Origin of the sequence: Streptomyces sp. NPDC094143 (genome assembly GCF_040303825.1) — a bacterium.
GTDB lineage: Bacteria > Actinomycetota > Actinomycetes > Streptomycetales > Streptomycetaceae > Streptomyces.
Genome location: NZ_JBEOTZ010000004.1, coordinates 1 through 13,564 on the forward strand (window position 1 = coordinate 1; position 13,564 = coordinate 13,564).

Genomic DNA, 13,564 nt, shown 5'->3' on the forward strand with positions numbered 1-13,564 from the left:
CTGCTGCCGTTCTTCTCCTTCATGACCTTCCTCATCGCGGTCCCGACCGGTGTGAAGTTCTTCAACTGGATCGGCACCATGTGGAAGGGCTCGCTCTCCTTCGAGACACCCATGCTCTGGGCCACCGGCTTCCTGATCACGTTCGTGTTCGGCGGGCTGACGGGGGTGCTGCTGGCCTCGCCGCCCCTCGACTTCCATGTCTCCGACTCGTACTTCGTGGTGGCCCACTTCCACTACGTGATCTTCGGGACGGTGGTGTTCGCGATGTTCTCCGGCTTCCACTTCTGGTGGCCGAAGTTCACCGGCAGGATGCTGGACGAGCGCCTGGGCAAGATCACCTTCTGGACGCTGTTCATCGGCTTCCACGGCACGTTCCTGGTCCAGCACTGGCTGGGCGCCGAGGGCATGCAGCGGCGGATCCCCGACTATCTGGCGGTGGAGGGTCTGACGACCCTCAACACGGTGTCGAGCGTCTTCTCGTTCCTGCTGGGGATGTCGATGCTGCCGTTCTTCTACAACGTGTGGAAGACGGCCAGGTACGGCGAGCGGGTCACGGCCGACGACCCGTGGGGCTACGGCCGTTCCCTGGAGTGGGCGACCTCCTGCCCGCCGCCGCGGCACAACTTCGCCGCCCTGCCCAGGATCCGCAGCGAGTCCCCGGCGTTCGACCTGCACCACGCGCGGGTCGCGGCGGCGGAGCGGGAGCTGACGCTCCGATGACCGCGACGGGCGAACCGCCCGTGGACCTGCGGGCGTTCCACAACGAGGTCGAGGGTCATCTGCTCGTCGCAGCGGCACGTGCGGAGGCCCGCGCCGCCGCCGCCCGCTTCGCCGCCGGTCTCGACTGGCTGCCGGCGGCGCAACGGGCGGAGGTGGAGCGGCGGTTCGCGCAGGAGTACCTCACCCTCGCCCGGGCCTCCTGGGAACGCACGGCGCACCGCGGGGAGGAACTGCGGAGCGAGTACGAGGCGCTCTACCGGGGACTGAGGGCGCGGTTGCTGGCCGGCCTGCTGCTGGGGCTCGCACTGGTCGTGGGGGTGGACTTCGTCGTGCTCGCGGCGGGCTAGCGGATCAGCCCTTCGGCGCGGGGCGCGGCACCTCGATGAGGCCGGCGTAGCTGTCCCGTCCGTGGCCCACGGCGCTCGCCTTCTCCATCGCGGTCCTGAGCAGTCCGGGGAGGGCGTCGTCGACGCTACGGGCCTGTGCCGCGTGGATCAGATGGCCGGTGGCCGCGATCCGCACGTCGACGGTGGCGTCGTCGCCCGGGGCCGGGGTCTGACTCAGCCGCGCGGGCTCCACCCCGGTGGCCGCAGGATGCCCAGCAGTTGGCGGACCAGTTCGTCGACGACCTCGTCCAGGGTGGCGTCCACCCAGCCGGCGCTCCAGTCGTGCAGCAGGCCGTTGACGCTGCCGATGAAGCCGGTCGCCGCGAGCCGGTAGTCGCGCGGGGCGGCCTCCCCGCGCGCGGCGGCCGTCCCGGCCTCGGCACAGATGAGGTCGACCCAGTTGGCGCGGCGGGCGAGCCGCTGCTCCTCCAGGCGCGGGCTGACGCCGATGATCTCGACGAAGGTGATGCGGATCCGGCGCGGATCGGCGGCCAGGTTCCCGGCGTAGGCGCGGAAGATGGCCGTGGCGCGCTCGGCCAGCGGCAGGTCCGCCGCCGCGGCGGCCGCCTCCAGCACCGCCGCCTCGGCCCAGCCGTTGACCTCCAGGTGCAGCGCGGCGAGCACGTCCTCCAGGGTGCGGAACTCCTCGTAGAACTGACGGGTCGACAGGCCGGCCGCCTCGCTGAGCGCCGCGACGGTGGTGGCGCGGAAGCCGGGGGCGGCGCCGAACAGGTCGAGCGCGGCGTCGAGGAACCGCCGGCGCCGCTCGGCCTGCCGCTCCTCGGCGGTCCTGCCGCCGTAGCGGCCGGTCGGCGCTCTGAGTCTGCCCGCCACCGGCTCTCCCCTCTTCGGGCACGCATTCCTCGTTCGTGCACCGATTTTGTCGTGTACGCAGTCTTGTGGAGAAGCCGCTCCTTCCTTACTTTGCAGTAAGTTCACTCTAAAAGCACGTGTGTTCAGATTCCTCACCCCCACCGCAGAGGAGGGATCAGCCATGTCCGTCTTCCGACGACGGCACCTGTGCTCCCTGACCGCCGCCCTCGCCCTCGCCCTGACCACCGCCCTCCCCGCGACCGCCACCGCGTCGGCCCCGGGCTCCTCCGCAGCGCTGCGCGAGGTGCTGTTCGTGGGCAACAACTGGGAGGGCACCGCCGACGTCCTGAAGTCCACCGGCGACTTCGCGAGGATCGGCCGGATCGACGTCATCCCCGACAAGGACGAGCGGATGGCGGAGATCAACGCCGATCCGATCAGATGGATCGCCTTCATGACGATCCGCAACAGCGTCGGCGAGGGACACGACCAGTTCGTGGACGACATGTACTCCACGCCGGACGGCAGGTCGGTGGTCGTGTCCCGCCCCAGCTTCGCCGACGTCGTCTCGATCGACCTCGCCACCGGGCGAATCAACTGGCGCTTCCCGGTGTCCGGTTTCCGCGCCGACCACATGGCCGTCTCCCCCGACGGCAAGCGGGTCGCGGTGTCGGCCTCCACCGGCAACGCCGTGCACGTGCTGGACATCGAGACCGGCAGGCAGCTCGGCAGAGCCGCCACCGGCGACAAGCCGCACGAGAACATCTTCACCAAGGACGGCCGGTACATCTACAACATGTCGATCGGGGAGGTGAACACGCAGACCGACGCGCCCTGGCTGGATTGGACGAAGGGCGACCGCCGCATCACCGTCATCGACGCGACCACGTACCAGCAGGTCAAGGTCATCGACATGCGGTCACGCCTGGACGCGATCGGGCTGAAGGACTTCTCGGACGCGGTGCGCCCGGCCGTGTTCTCACCGGACGAGTCGAAGCTGTACTTCCAGGTGTCGTTCTTCAACGGCTTCTTCGAGTACGACCTGGCCGCCGACAAGATCACCCGCACGAAGACCCTGCCGAAGAACCCGGCTACCAGCGACGACCGCACCACCTTCGTCAACGACTCGCGCCACCACGGCCTGTCCATGAGCCCGGACGGCAGGAAGCTGTGCGTGGCCGGGACCATGGACGACTACGCCACGGTCGTCGACCGCGCGACCCTCCAGGAGGGCCCGCTCGTCACCGCCTCCAAGCCCTACTGGGCCACGGTCAGCGGTGACGGCAAGGCCTGTGTGGTCTCCGAGAGCGGCACCGACCAGGTCACGGCCATCGACTTCGCCACCGGCAGGAAGGCCGTGTCCGTACCGGTCGGCGACCACCCGCAACGTGTCCGGCTCGGTCAGGTGGTCGCCGGCTGGACGAGCCCGTCCGCTAGCTGACCTCCTTCGCCGCCCAGGCCGCCAGCTCCGAGCGGGCCGCGGCGAGCAGGTCCGCCGGGGGAGCCGTCGCCCCGTTGGTCACCAGCGCGTAGTGCAGGACCCCGGAGTCCCGCGCGGTGAGCAGCAGGCGGCGGCTTCCCGTGCCGCCCGGCTCCTCGGCCACCCCGACCGGGGCCGTCGCGGTGTACGCCGGCGGGGCGTGGACGGTGCCCAGGTCGGAGACGACCGTGGTGGACGCCACCGGGAAACTCGCCGGCAGATGCAGCTCGGTCGGCGCCGGACCGCCGTCCGACCGCCACAGCAGCAGCCCGTACTGGCCCTGCCCCACCAGCCGTTGCACGCTCGGCAGGTAGTTCGGCACCGGGTTCCAGGTGAGGGTCGTCGAACCAGAGGGAGCCGGACCGGGGCGCGGCGGTGGCGGGCGGGACGCCCGCCACCGCCGTCGAGCCGAAGAGGACGGCCAGGACGACCAGGGGACGCGCTCGGATAGTCGGCATGTCCACTACAGTCCGGTGATATCCGGACACCGTCAACACCCCTGACTCCGGAGTAAGTTACCGCTCGCCGGACGCGCCCACCTCAGCCGCTCAGCCGTCGCGTCACGTTCAGCAGGTACTCCTTCCTGTTCAGCGGGTTGTGGTCGGTGCGCGGACGCTCGGGAACGGTGCCGTGCGTGACCGGGGCGTAGTGCGCGAACGCACTTTCCAGTTCGCCCTCGCCCCGGGTGAGCCCCGGCAGCCGCTGTTCCAGGGCGTGCACCCGGGCCGCCGGCACGGTGCCCTGCAGGACGCAGAGGCCGTCCCGGTGGTGCGTCGCCTCCGGCACCGCCCCGAGGCCGGCGAGGGCCGGGAGCAGGGCGCCCAGGGTGTCGGCCGGCGCCTCGACGCGGAAGCGGTGCAGGGGCTCGTGCACCCGTGTCCCGGCCCGCCGCAGCGCCTCGACCAGCACCAGCGGGGTCACGCCGCGGAAGTCGGCGCCGGTGCTCGACATGCTCTTGTCGAACCCCTGGTGGGCGTGGCTCTGCCGGGGCGAGTAGCCGCTGTGCGTCATGGTGACCACGCAGTCGGGGACCTGCCAGCCGTGCAGCCCCTGGTCGAGGGTCTCGCGCACGGTGTCCTCGACGGCCTTGAAGAAGGCGTACGGCATGGAGCCCAGCTCCACCTCCAGCCGGAAGGAGACGCCCGAGCCCGGCGGTGCGGGCTCGACACGCAGCCCGACCGTCGCCAGGAACGGGTTCGGGTCCTTCTTGTTGAACTCGACGGCGTGCCCGGTGCCGACGAGTCGTTCGACGCACAGCGGCGTGGTCTCGCGGAAGGTGACGTCGAGGCCGTACTCGTCGGCGAGGGTGGCCTGGATGACCTCCTTCTGCACCTCGCCGTAGAGGGAGACGGAGGTCTCCTGGCGCCGTTCGTCGTGGCGCAGGCCGATCAGCGGGTCCTGCTCGGCGAGTTGGCCGAGGGCCAGGTGGAGCGCTCCCCGGTGGGTGTGCGGGCCGGGGACGACGACCGTCTCCAGGGTGGGCGGGGCGAAGACAGGCTCGTAGGCCTTGCGGGGTTCGCCGAGGGCGTCGCCGATCCTGATGTCGCCGAGCCCTCGAAGCCGGGCGATCCGGCCGGCGGCGACGGCGTCCGCGCGGGTGTCGGTGCCGTGGCCGAAGACGCTGATCGCGGTGACCCGGCCCTCGGCGCCGGCCGCGCCGAAGGGGATCCGGTCGCGCACGCGCAGGGTGCCGGAGAACATCCGGGCGTAGGCGATCTTCTCCCCCGCCGGGCCCCGCTCGACCTTGAACACGGTGCCGGAGACCGGCCCGTCCGGGTCCCCGTCGGCCGCCGGCAGCAGTTCCTCGATCCCGGACAGCAGCGCCTTCACACCGGCGCCCGTGGCGGCGGAGCCGAAATAGACCGGGTGGACCAGCGTCTCCCGGGTCAGAGCGACGAGGGAGCAGCGCAGGAGCGTGTCGGTGACCCGGTCGTCGAGGTACGCGGCCAGCAGGGCGTCGTCGTGCTCGGTCAGCACGTCGAGGGCGCCGGCCGAGCCGGGTCCGGGCCCGGGGACGAAGCGTGCCCGGCGGGTTCCGAGGCCGGTGACGGTCCCCATGGGGACGATTCCGGGCGTCAGCCGGGACGAGATCTCCCGCAGGACCTCCTCGTGGCGTGCGCCGCCGCGGTCGATCTTGTTGACGAACAACAGCGTCGGGATGCGCAGCCGCCGCAGCGTCCGCATCAGCACCCGCGTCTGCGCCTGTACGCCCTCGACGGCGGAGATCACGAGGACGGCGCCGTCCAGCACGCCGAGGACGCGTTCCACCTCGGCGATGAAGTCCGGATGGCCGGGGGTGTCGATGAGGTTGACGGTCACGCCGTCGAGCGGGAAGGAGACCACGGCGGACTTGATGGTGATGCCGCGCTGCCGCTCCAGCGCGAGGGTGTCGGTGCGGGTGTTCCCGTCGTCGACGCTGCCGATCTCGTCGATCACCCCGGCCGAATGGAGCAGCCGCTCGGTCAGGCTGGTCTTACCGGCGTCGACATGGGCGAGAATCCCGAGGTTGAGCAGGTGCACGAAGCGTCATGTCCTTCGAGGAGTGAGCCGTTGCTGACTGGGGGGACATGCACGCAGTGCGGCGCATCGGGATCTCCTCGGGACTCGGTGACATGGCTGTCCCGTGCAGTGCAGCAGAACGGCGCCACTGGCCACAACGGAATTACCCCCGCCGGGGTACCCGGCGGGGGTGCGCGAAGGAGAGGAGCGGCTGGTGCGTGACGTCCTGCCGGTGCTCGGCGGCTGGTACGCGGCCGGGGTTCCGTTCGGCCTCGCGACCGTGGTGGGGGTCAGCCGCAGCGCGCCGCGCGACCCGGGCGCGGCGATGGCGGTGGGCCCGGACGAGGAGGTCGTGGGCAGTGTGTCGGGGGGCTGTGTCGAGGGTGCGGTGTTCGAGCTGGCGCGGGAGGTGGTGGCGAGCGGCGCGGCCCGGCTGGAGACCTTCGGCTACAGCGACGAGGACGCCTTCTCCGTCGGTCTGACCTGCGGTGGCGAGATCACGGTGCTGGTGCGTGCCGTGTCGCCCGAGCTGGATCCCGCGTTCGGCGCGGTCGCGCGGTCCGTGGCGGCGGGCGAGCCGGTGATCGTGGCCGCCGTCACCGACGGACCCGCGCGGCGCGGTGCGGCGCTCGCCGTCTGGCCGGACCGGGTGCTCGGCACGCTCGGCGCGAGCGGCCTGGACGCGGCTGTCACGGCGGACGCGCGCGGGGGACTCGCCCTCGGCGCGACCGGCCTGCGGCACTACGGCCCCGAGGGGCAGCGCCGGGAGGACGCCGTCGCCGTGTTCCTGCAGTCGTTCGCTCCGCCGCCGCGGATGCTGGTCTTCGGGGCGATCGACTACGCGGCGGCCGTGGCCCGGGTCGGTGGTTTCCTCGGCTACCGGGTCACCGTCTGCGACGCCCGGCCGGTCTTCGCCACGCCCCGGCGCTTCCCCGAGGACGTGGAGGTGGTCGCGCGGTGGCCGCACCGCTATCTGCGCGAGACGGACACCGACGACCGCACGGTCATCTGCGTCCTCACCCACGACCCCAAGTTCGACGTGCCGCTGCTGACGGAGGCGCTGCGCCGGCCGGCCGCGTACATCGGGGCGATGGGCAGCCGCCGCACGCACGACGACCGGGCGGCACGGCTGGCCGCGGCGGGACTGACCGAGCGGGAGCTGGCGCGGCTGCGCTCACCGGTGGGGCTCGACCTGGGGGCCCGTACGCCCGAGGAGGTGGCGGTGTCCGTCGCCGCGGAGATCGTGGCACTGCGCTGGGGCGGCACCGGCGTGCCGCTGTCCGCGACGAAGGGGGCAGTGCATCCGCACCGGTCCTCCTGATCATCAGCCACGGCGGCACATCAGTACGGGTCCGTTCAGCGCGGGGTGCGGGGTGGCAGCCGGTGCAGTTCGACGTCCGTGAGGCGCCCGTCGGCGACCGTGGCGGTCATGTACGTGCAGTGCGGCTGGCGGCGGCGGTCCGTCGGGGAACCCGGGTTGAGCAGGCGCAGGCCGGTGGGGGCCGTGGTGTCCCAGGGGATGTGGCTGTGGCCGAAGACCAGCACGTCCAGGTCGGGGAAGCGGGCGGCGCACCGCTGTTCCCTGCCCTGTCTGGCGCCCGTCTCGTGGATCGTGCCGAACCGCACTCCTTCCAGTTCCGCGTACGCCACCTCCGGCAGCCGGGCGCGCAGCTCCGGCCCGTCGTTGTTGCCGTACACCCCGACGAGCCGGCGGCAGCGGGCCTCCAGCAGATCGAGGGTGTCCGTGTCGACCCAGTCCCCGGCGTGGAAGACGACATCGGCGTACGGGAGTTCGGCGAGCAGGGGGGCGGGCAGGCTCTTGGCGCGCTTGGGCAGGTGGGTGTCGGACATCAGGAGCAGTCGCACGTCCTCACTCTAGAGGGTGCCCTTCGATATCCACTTATACGGATGAATCGACCGGTCGCCCGCCAGGACCGGGTGCGTGTCCCCTTTCGACGCTCCTCGACCCCGGCTGCGCTTCCGGGGCCGACTACGACTTCCCCGCCCGCGACTTCCCCCGGACCGGAACCGCGCTGCCGGTGACGCGTCGCCTGTGCACGCTCGCACTGAACCGGCGGGTCGATCCGCCGACCGAGGATCTCCGGCTGGGCACGCTCGCCGCCCACCACGGCGTCCACCAGGTCAGGGCGCAGGCCGTCGAGGCCGGGCTGAACGTCATGGCGTCCGTCAGCCGGCACACCAGCACGCTGGTCACCGTGGATCTCGCCGGCCGAACCATTTTGACCGCGAACAGACAGACAGCGCAGCTCAGTTGCCCGCGGGCCGGATGATCACGGCGAGGTCTCGAAAGGTGAGGGGGCCTCGTCGAGCGGGTTAGCATCGGGCAACGCGCAGTACAACAGGACGTCTACGGCAAGCGACCCGAAGGGGCCCGGAAACCCGATGCCGGTCAAGGTCAGCGTCATCGTCCCCGTCTACAACCCGGGGATCTACATCGAGGACTGCATCTCCTCGCTGCAGCGGCAGTCGCTGCCTCCCGACGAGTACGAGGTGATCTTCGTCGACGACGGCTCGACCGACCAGACTCCGGCCCGGCTCGACGCGCTCGCCGCCGAGGACCCCCGGATGAAGGTCATCCACCAGGAGAACTCCGGCTGGTCGGGCAAGCCCCGCAACGTCGGCATCGAGGCCTCCCGGGGCGAGTTCGTGATGTTCGTCGACAACGACGACTACCTGGGCGACGAGGCCCTGGAGCGGATGTACGACTACGGCGTCGCCAACGGCGCCGACGTGATCGTGGGCAAGATGGCCGGCAAGGGCCGCGGGGTGCCGGTGGAGCTGTTCCGCCGCAACCACCCGCGCGCCACCGTCGAGAACGCCCCGCTCATCGACAGCCTCACCCCGCACAAGATGATCCGGCGGGCCTTCCTCGACCGCATCGGCCTGCGCTTCCCCGAGGGCAGGCGGCGCCTGGAGGACCACGTCTTCATCGCGGAGGCGTATCTGCGCGCGGAGAACGTCTCCGTGCTCAGCGACTACGTCTGCTACTACCACCTGCGGCGCGACGACGGCTCCAACGCCGGCTTCGAACGCTTCGACCCCGTCGGCTACTTCAAGAACCTGCGCGAGGCCCTCGACGTCGTCGAGCGGTACACCGAGCCGGGTCCGGTGCGTGACCGGCTGTTCCGCCGCTGGCTGCGCGTGGAGATGGTGGAGCGGCTGCGGGCCCGGCGGTTCGTGAAGCTGCCGGACGACTACCGCAGGGAGCTGTTCGCCGAGATCCACCAGGTCGTGGTCGAGCGGTTCGGGCCCGGGGTGGCGGCCGGCCTGCAGCCGACGCAGCAGGTCGTCGCCGCGCTGACGGCCGCCGACCGGTACGACGACGTGGTGGCGTTCGCCGAGTGGGAGGCGGGTGTCGCGCCCAAGGCGGCGCCCGGGGACGTCGAGTGGCGGGACGGCTCCCTCCGGATCGGTTTCACGGCCGAGTACGTGTCCGCGGGCGAGCCGATGGTGTTCCCCGCCGACGCCGAGGCGGCGCCGCTGACCGACGTGCCGAAGGACGTGACCGAGGCGGTGCGCTGGGTGGCCTCGGAGACCGCCGCGCGCTTCGGGCAGGCCACGGCCGACCTGCTGCTGCGGGAGCGTTCCAGCGCCGCGCAGTACTTCCAGCCGGTCGAGTTCACCCGCGAGACCGTGCCCGCCGGGGACGGCGAGCAGGTGCGGCTGGTGCTGCGGGCGACCGCCACGGTCGACCCCGCCGCCCTGCCGGCCGGCGGCGTCTGGGACGCGCTGGTCCGGGTCAAGCTGGGCGGCTGGACCAAGGAGTGCCGGCTGGGCCCGGCGCCCCGTGAGGACCGGCCCGCGCCGGGTGCCGGCGTCGTCGGCGACCGCACGGCCCTGCCGTACTGGACGCAGCCGCACGGCAACCTCTCCCTGGAGTTCAACACCCGCGGCAAGCGGCTCGGGCTGGGCGGAGTGCGGCGGACGGACGTCACCGCCTCCGGCAGTCGCTTCCAGGTCCCTGTTCCGCTGCACGTCCCGGCAGAGACGGAGGTGCGGCTGCGGCTCGTCTCCCGCAGCCGGTTCTTCGACGCGGCCGGCCTCCTCTCCCCCGCCCCGGACGGGTCGGTGCTGGAGGCGGACCTGCCCGCCGAGGACCTCTCGAACGGGGTCTGGCGCGTCGCGCTGTGCCCCACCCCGGGGGGCGAGCAGCCGCGCTTCACCGGCCTGCCGTTCGCGCTGCGCGCCGCCGACGGCAGGGCGCAGGTCGTGGAGGTGCCGCGGCCCGGAGTGGCGCTGCGGCTGGCACGGCGGGCGCGGCGCGTGCTCGGCAGGACGCGCCGCACGGTGTTGTCCCGGATCAGGACCGGAGGAAAGTGACGGAATGCGACCACTGGGGATAGAAGGCGCCTGGGTTCTGGAGCCCAAGGTCTTCCCGGACGACCGGGGCAGCTTCCACGAGTGGTTGCGGGGCGAGGAGTTCCGCGAGGCGACGGGCCGCGACCTGTCCCTGGCCCAGGCCAACTGCTCGGTCTCCCGGCGGGGTGTGCTGCGGGGCGTGCACTTCGCCGACGTGCCGCCCAGCCAGGCCAAGTACGTCACGTGCGTGCGCGGTGCCGTCCTGGACGTGGTGGTCGACATCCGCGTGGGCTCCCCCACCTACGGGCGGTGGGAGGCCGTACGGCTGGACGACGACACCCGTGCGGCGGTCTTCCTCGCCGAGGGCCTGGGCCATGCCTTCATGGCGCTGACCGACGACGCGACGGTGGTGTACCTGTGCTCGGCGGGGTACGCCCCGGAGCGCGAGCACGGCATCCACCCGCTCGACGCGGCGCTCGGCATCGAGTGGCCCGAGGGCATCACGCCGGTGCTGTCCCCCAAGGACGAGCAGGCCCTGACGCTGGCCGAGGCGGAACGGCAGGGGCTGCTGCCGTCGTACGAGGCGTGCCTCGCGTACTACGAGGAGCTGCGCGGCGGACGGCGATCCGGCTGACGCTGCGCGAGCACCGACGGCGCCGGCCGCCCTCCGGGGCGGCCGGCGCCGGTGTCTCAGCGACTGACGCCGACCTGTTCCAGGGCCCTGCGCAGGGGCTCCCAGCCCACGGATCGCGGCAGACCGCGGTTGCGGGCCTGGACCAGCGGGCGCCAGAAGCCGGCTTCGAGGAGCGTCTCGGGGCGTACGGCCCCGGCCCGCTCCAGGACCGCCTCGGGCACCTTCTGCGGGTCCGGGACCTTGTACTCGGCCATGATCTCGTCGTACTTGTCGTGCAGGACCCGGTTCTTCGGATCGGCGCCGAAGACGACCAGCTGGCCGGTGGGCGCGGTGTCCACCTGGATGGTGACCAGGTCGGGGCGGTAGCGGGCCAGCACCTCGGTGATCTTGAAGACGTCACCGGTCCAGGCGTTGGTGTGCCGGTCGCGGGCCGCCTCGTCGATGCTGCGCGGCAGCATGTCGTCGAGGACGATCACACTGCCCCAGTCCGAGTACTTCTCGACGTTCATGAAGTCGCGCAGCGCGAACTCGAACAGGTGCATGCCGTCGATGAAGGAGAGGTCGAGCGTGGTGCGGCGCCAGTAGCCGATCGGGCTGCGGCCCCGGCGCAGGTTGCGCAGCGGGTGCCGGCCGCCCTTGAGGTGCTGCAGCGGGTTGTCGCGGGCGAAGAAGTCGTCACTGGTGGCCTTCACCAGGTGGACGTCGCACTTCAGCTCCGAGACCACCTTGAAGGCGGGGTCGATCGCGATGCTGGGGACGCGGGACAGCGTCAAACTGCGCCCGTCGTTGACGCCGATCTCCAGGTAGTTGCGGTTGGCGCTGACCTTGTGCAGTTCCCGGAGGAACTCATGGCGTTTCACGAGGAAGACCTTCCTTGCGGATGCGGGGCAGTGCTTCATGCAGGGCGGAGCGCCACTCGCGCGGCAGCGGCAGGCCGATCTCCTGCCACCGGCGGTGTGCGAGGGCGCTGTAGGCCGGGCGGGGCGCGGGCCGCGGGAAGGCCGCGCTGCTGGTGGGGCGCACCCGGTCGGGGTCGGCGCCGATGAGGGCGAACACCTCGCGGGCCAGCTCGTACCAGCTGGCCTCGCCGGAGTTCGTGGCGTGGAAGACGCCGGACGTGTCCGGGCCGAGCCGGGGGCCGAGGTCGGCGATCCGCTCGGCGACGTCCGCGCTCCAGGTGGGCTGGCCGCGCTGGTCGTCGACGACGTCGAGGGTGTCGCGGCGCGCTTCGAGATCGATCATGGTTCGTACGAAGTTGCCGCCGTGGGCGCCGTACAGCCACGCCGTGCGCACGATCGCGCTCGCCCCGGGCAGTTCCTCCCGTACGGCCCGCTCCCCCGCCAGCTTGGTGCGGCCGTAGGCGGTGCGCGGGCCTGTCGGGTGATCCTCCGGGTAGGGGGTGGTGCGGGACTCGCCGGAGAAGACGTAGTCCGTGGAGACGTGGATCAGCCGGGCGTCGTGGGCGGCGCAGGCCCGGGCGAGCAGGCGCGGGCCCTCGCCGTTGATCCGCAGGGCGCGGGCCTCGTCGGTCTCGGCGTCGTCGACGGCCGTGTAGGCGGCGCAGTTCACGACGAGGTCGGGGGCGTGTTCCCGGACGGCCGTGCCGACGGCCTCGGGGTTCGTGATGTCCAGGGCGGCGCGGTCGAGGGCCACGACCGTCTCACCGCGCCGGGTGAGCTCCTCGGTGACGTCGTGCCCGAGCATGCCGCCCGCGCCGGTGATCAGCCACTTCATGCCCGCTCCTGGGCGACGCGCCGCTTCAGGGGTTCCCACCAGGCGCGGTTGTCGCGGTACCAGGCGACGGTCTCGGCGAGGCCGGTGGTGAAGTCGTGGCGGGGACGGTAGCCGAGTTCGTCGCGGGCCTTGGACCAGTCGACGGAGTAGCGCAGGTCGTGACCCTTGCGGTCCTCGACGTACTCGACCCGGTCCCAGTCCGCGCCGCAGGCCTTCAGGAGCAGGCCGGTGAGCTCCTTGTTGCTGAGCTCGGTGCCGCCGCCGATGTTGTAGACCTCGCCGGGCCGGCCCTTGGTGCGGACCAGGTCGACGCCCTGGCAGTGGTCGTCGACGTGCAGCCAGTCGCGGACGTTGCGGCCCTCGCCGTACAGCGGCACCGTCAGCCCGTCGAGGAGGTTGGTCACGAACAGCGGGATGACCTTCTCGGGGAACTGGTGCGGGCCGTAGTTGTTGGAGCACCGGGTGACGCGCACGTCCAGGCCGTGGGTGCGGTGGTAGGCCAGGGCGAGCAGGTCGGAGGAGGCCTTGGAGGCCGAGTACGGGGAGTTCGGCTGCAGCGGGTGGGTCTCCGGCCAGGAGCCGGTCTCGATGGAGCCGTAGACCTCGTCGGTGGAGACGTGCACGAACGGGCCCGTGCCGTGGCGCAGGGCGGCGTCGAGCAGGGTCTGGGTGCCGAGCACGTTGGTGCGGACGAAGTCGGCGGCGCCGGTGATGGAGCGGTCCACGTGGGACTCGGCGGCGAAGTGCACGACCTGGTCGGCGTCGGCCACCAGCTTGTCGACCAGTTCGGCGTCGCAGATGTCGCCTTGGACGAACTCCAGCCTGGGGTGTGTCAGTTCGAGGTTGTCGAGGGTGCCGGCGTAGGTGAGCTTGTCCAGCACAGTGACGCGCGGCGCGTCGGGCGCGTCCGAGGCGAGCAGTGCGCGCACGTAACGGGAGCCGATGAAGCCGGCGGCACCGGTGACGAGGAGGTTCATG

At 71.8% G+C, this 13,564-nt stretch carries 14 protein-coding genes and 1 pseudogene; 7 read left to right on the forward strand and 8 right to left on the reverse strand.

Annotation, left to right across the window (positions count from 1 at the left end):
- Positions 1–720 (forward strand): cytochrome c oxidase subunit I (locus ABTZ58_RS06415; protein WP_351351009.1); only part of this gene is annotated, 720 nt, incomplete at its 5' end.
- Complete coding sequence (locus ABTZ58_RS06420; RefSeq protein WP_351351011.1) at positions 717–1,067, forward strand: hypothetical protein; 351 nt, start codon at positions 717–719, stop codon at positions 1,065–1,067. The genes ABTZ58_RS06415 and ABTZ58_RS06420, both read left to right, overlap by 4 nt.
- A gap of 4 nt (positions 1,068–1,071) precedes the next feature.
- Here ABTZ58_RS06420 and ABTZ58_RS06425 read toward each other — a convergent pair whose 3' ends face one another.
- The gene (locus ABTZ58_RS06425) at positions 1,072–1,299 is read right to left on the reverse strand and encodes an imine reductase family protein (protein WP_351351013.1); all 228 of its coding nucleotides are present in this window, start codon (positions 1,297–1,299) and stop codon (positions 1,072–1,074) included.
- Positions 1,281–1,940 carry a TetR/AcrR family transcriptional regulator gene (locus ABTZ58_RS06430; RefSeq protein ID WP_351351015.1) on the reverse strand — a complete coding sequence of 220 codons (660 nt, stop codon included), beginning with the start codon at positions 1,938–1,940 and terminating at the stop codon, positions 1,281–1,283. Before ABTZ58_RS06430 ends, ABTZ58_RS06425 begins: the two co-directional genes overlap by 19 nt.
- Positions 1,941–2,100: 160 nt before the next feature.
- Between ABTZ58_RS06430 and ABTZ58_RS06435 the strand changes: the two genes are divergently transcribed.
- Positions 2,101–3,360 (forward strand): YncE family protein, encoded by a 1,260-nt coding sequence (locus tag ABTZ58_RS06435; RefSeq protein ID WP_351351017.1) that lies wholly within the window; start codon positions 2,101–2,103, stop codon positions 3,358–3,360.
- On the opposite strand, the pseudogene ABTZ58_RS06440 reads toward ABTZ58_RS06435, so the two are convergent.
- Positions 3,353–3,748, reverse strand: a pseudogene (locus ABTZ58_RS06440) (endoglycosylceramidase); the annotation flags it as partial. The gene ABTZ58_RS06435 and the pseudogene ABTZ58_RS06440 sit on opposite strands and share 8 nt — an antisense overlap.
- A gap of 191 nt (positions 3,749–3,939) precedes the next feature.
- Positions 3,940–5,919 (reverse strand): GTP-binding protein, encoded by a 1,980-nt coding sequence (locus ABTZ58_RS06445; protein ID WP_351351019.1) that lies wholly within the window; start codon positions 5,917–5,919, stop codon positions 3,940–3,942.
- 193 nt (positions 5,920–6,112) lie between these two features.
- On the opposite strand from ABTZ58_RS06445, the gene ABTZ58_RS06450 reads away from it, so the two are divergent.
- Complete coding sequence (locus ABTZ58_RS06450) at positions 6,113–7,219, forward strand: XdhC family protein (RefSeq protein ID WP_351351021.1); 1,107 nt, start codon at positions 6,113–6,115, stop codon at positions 7,217–7,219.
- Between the two features lie 35 nt (positions 7,220–7,254).
- Here ABTZ58_RS06450 and ABTZ58_RS06455 read toward each other — a convergent pair whose 3' ends face one another.
- Positions 7,255–7,764 carry a metallophosphoesterase family protein gene (locus tag ABTZ58_RS06455; protein ID WP_351351023.1) on the reverse strand — a complete coding sequence of 170 codons (510 nt, stop codon included), beginning with the start codon at positions 7,762–7,764 and terminating at the stop codon, positions 7,255–7,257.
- 173 nt (positions 7,765–7,937) lie between these two features.
- Between ABTZ58_RS06455 and ABTZ58_RS06460 the strand changes: the two genes are divergently transcribed.
- The 3 genes from ABTZ58_RS06460 to rfbC all read left to right on the forward strand — a co-directional run bounded on the left by ABTZ58_RS06460 (position 7,938) and on the right by rfbC (position 10,852).
- On the forward strand, positions 7,938–8,189 hold the full coding sequence (locus tag ABTZ58_RS06460) for a hypothetical protein (RefSeq protein WP_351351025.1): 252 nt from the start codon (positions 7,938–7,940) through the stop codon (positions 8,187–8,189).
- A gap of 112 nt (positions 8,190–8,301) precedes the next feature.
- Positions 8,302–10,239 carry a glycosyltransferase family 2 protein gene (locus ABTZ58_RS06465; protein ID WP_351351027.1) on the forward strand — a complete coding sequence of 646 codons (1,938 nt, stop codon included), beginning with the start codon at positions 8,302–8,304 and terminating at the stop codon, positions 10,237–10,239.
- A 4-nt stretch (positions 10,240–10,243) separates the two neighbouring features.
- Complete coding sequence (gene rfbC / locus ABTZ58_RS06470; RefSeq protein WP_351351029.1) at positions 10,244–10,852, forward strand: dTDP-4-dehydrorhamnose 3,5-epimerase; 609 nt, start codon at positions 10,244–10,246, stop codon at positions 10,850–10,852.
- A 56-nt stretch (positions 10,853–10,908) separates the two neighbouring features.
- Here the strand turns inward: rfbC and ABTZ58_RS06475 are convergent, their stop codons facing one another.
- Genes ABTZ58_RS06475 through rfbB form a run of 3 tightly spaced genes read right to left on the reverse strand, consistent with a single transcriptional unit; the run spans position 10,909 to position 13,563 of the window.
- A complete protein-coding gene (locus ABTZ58_RS06475; protein WP_351351031.1) occupies positions 10,909–11,712 on the reverse strand; it encodes a class I SAM-dependent methyltransferase in 804 nt (267 codons plus the stop codon).
- A complete protein-coding gene (gene rfbD / locus ABTZ58_RS06480) occupies positions 11,699–12,586 on the reverse strand; it encodes a dTDP-4-dehydrorhamnose reductase (protein ID WP_309097328.1) in 888 nt (295 codons plus the stop codon). The genes ABTZ58_RS06475 and rfbD overlap by 14 nt, the downstream gene beginning before the upstream one ends.
- A complete protein-coding gene (rfbB, locus tag ABTZ58_RS06485) occupies positions 12,583–13,563 on the reverse strand; it encodes a dTDP-glucose 4,6-dehydratase (protein ID WP_351351034.1) in 981 nt (326 codons plus the stop codon). The genes rfbD and rfbB overlap by 4 nt, the downstream gene beginning before the upstream one ends.
- Between the last annotated feature and the right edge of the window lies 1 nt (position 13,564).

Excerpts from the sequence above, each read along its gene's own strand:
- rfbB (WP_351351034.1), bottom strand. The coding sequence starts at position 13,563 with ATGAACCTCCTCGTCACCGGTGCCGCCGGCTTCATCGGCTCCCGTTAC.
- ABTZ58_RS06420 (WP_351351011.1), top strand. The coding sequence starts at position 717 with ATGACCGCGACGGGCGAACCGCCCGTGGACCTGCGGGCGTTCCACAAC.
- ABTZ58_RS06465 (WP_351351027.1), top strand. The coding sequence starts at position 8,302 with ATGCCGGTCAAGGTCAGCGTCATCGTCCCCGTCTACAACCCGGGGATC.
- rfbC (WP_351351029.1), top strand. The coding sequence starts at position 10,244 with ATGCGACCACTGGGGATAGAAGGCGCCTGGGTTCTGGAGCCCAAGGTC.
- rfbD (WP_309097328.1), bottom strand. The coding sequence starts at position 12,586 with ATGAAGTGGCTGATCACCGGCGCGGGCGGCATGCTCGGGCACGACGTC.
- ABTZ58_RS06435 (WP_351351017.1), top strand. The coding sequence starts at position 2,101 with ATGTCCGTCTTCCGACGACGGCACCTGTGCTCCCTGACCGCCGCCCTC.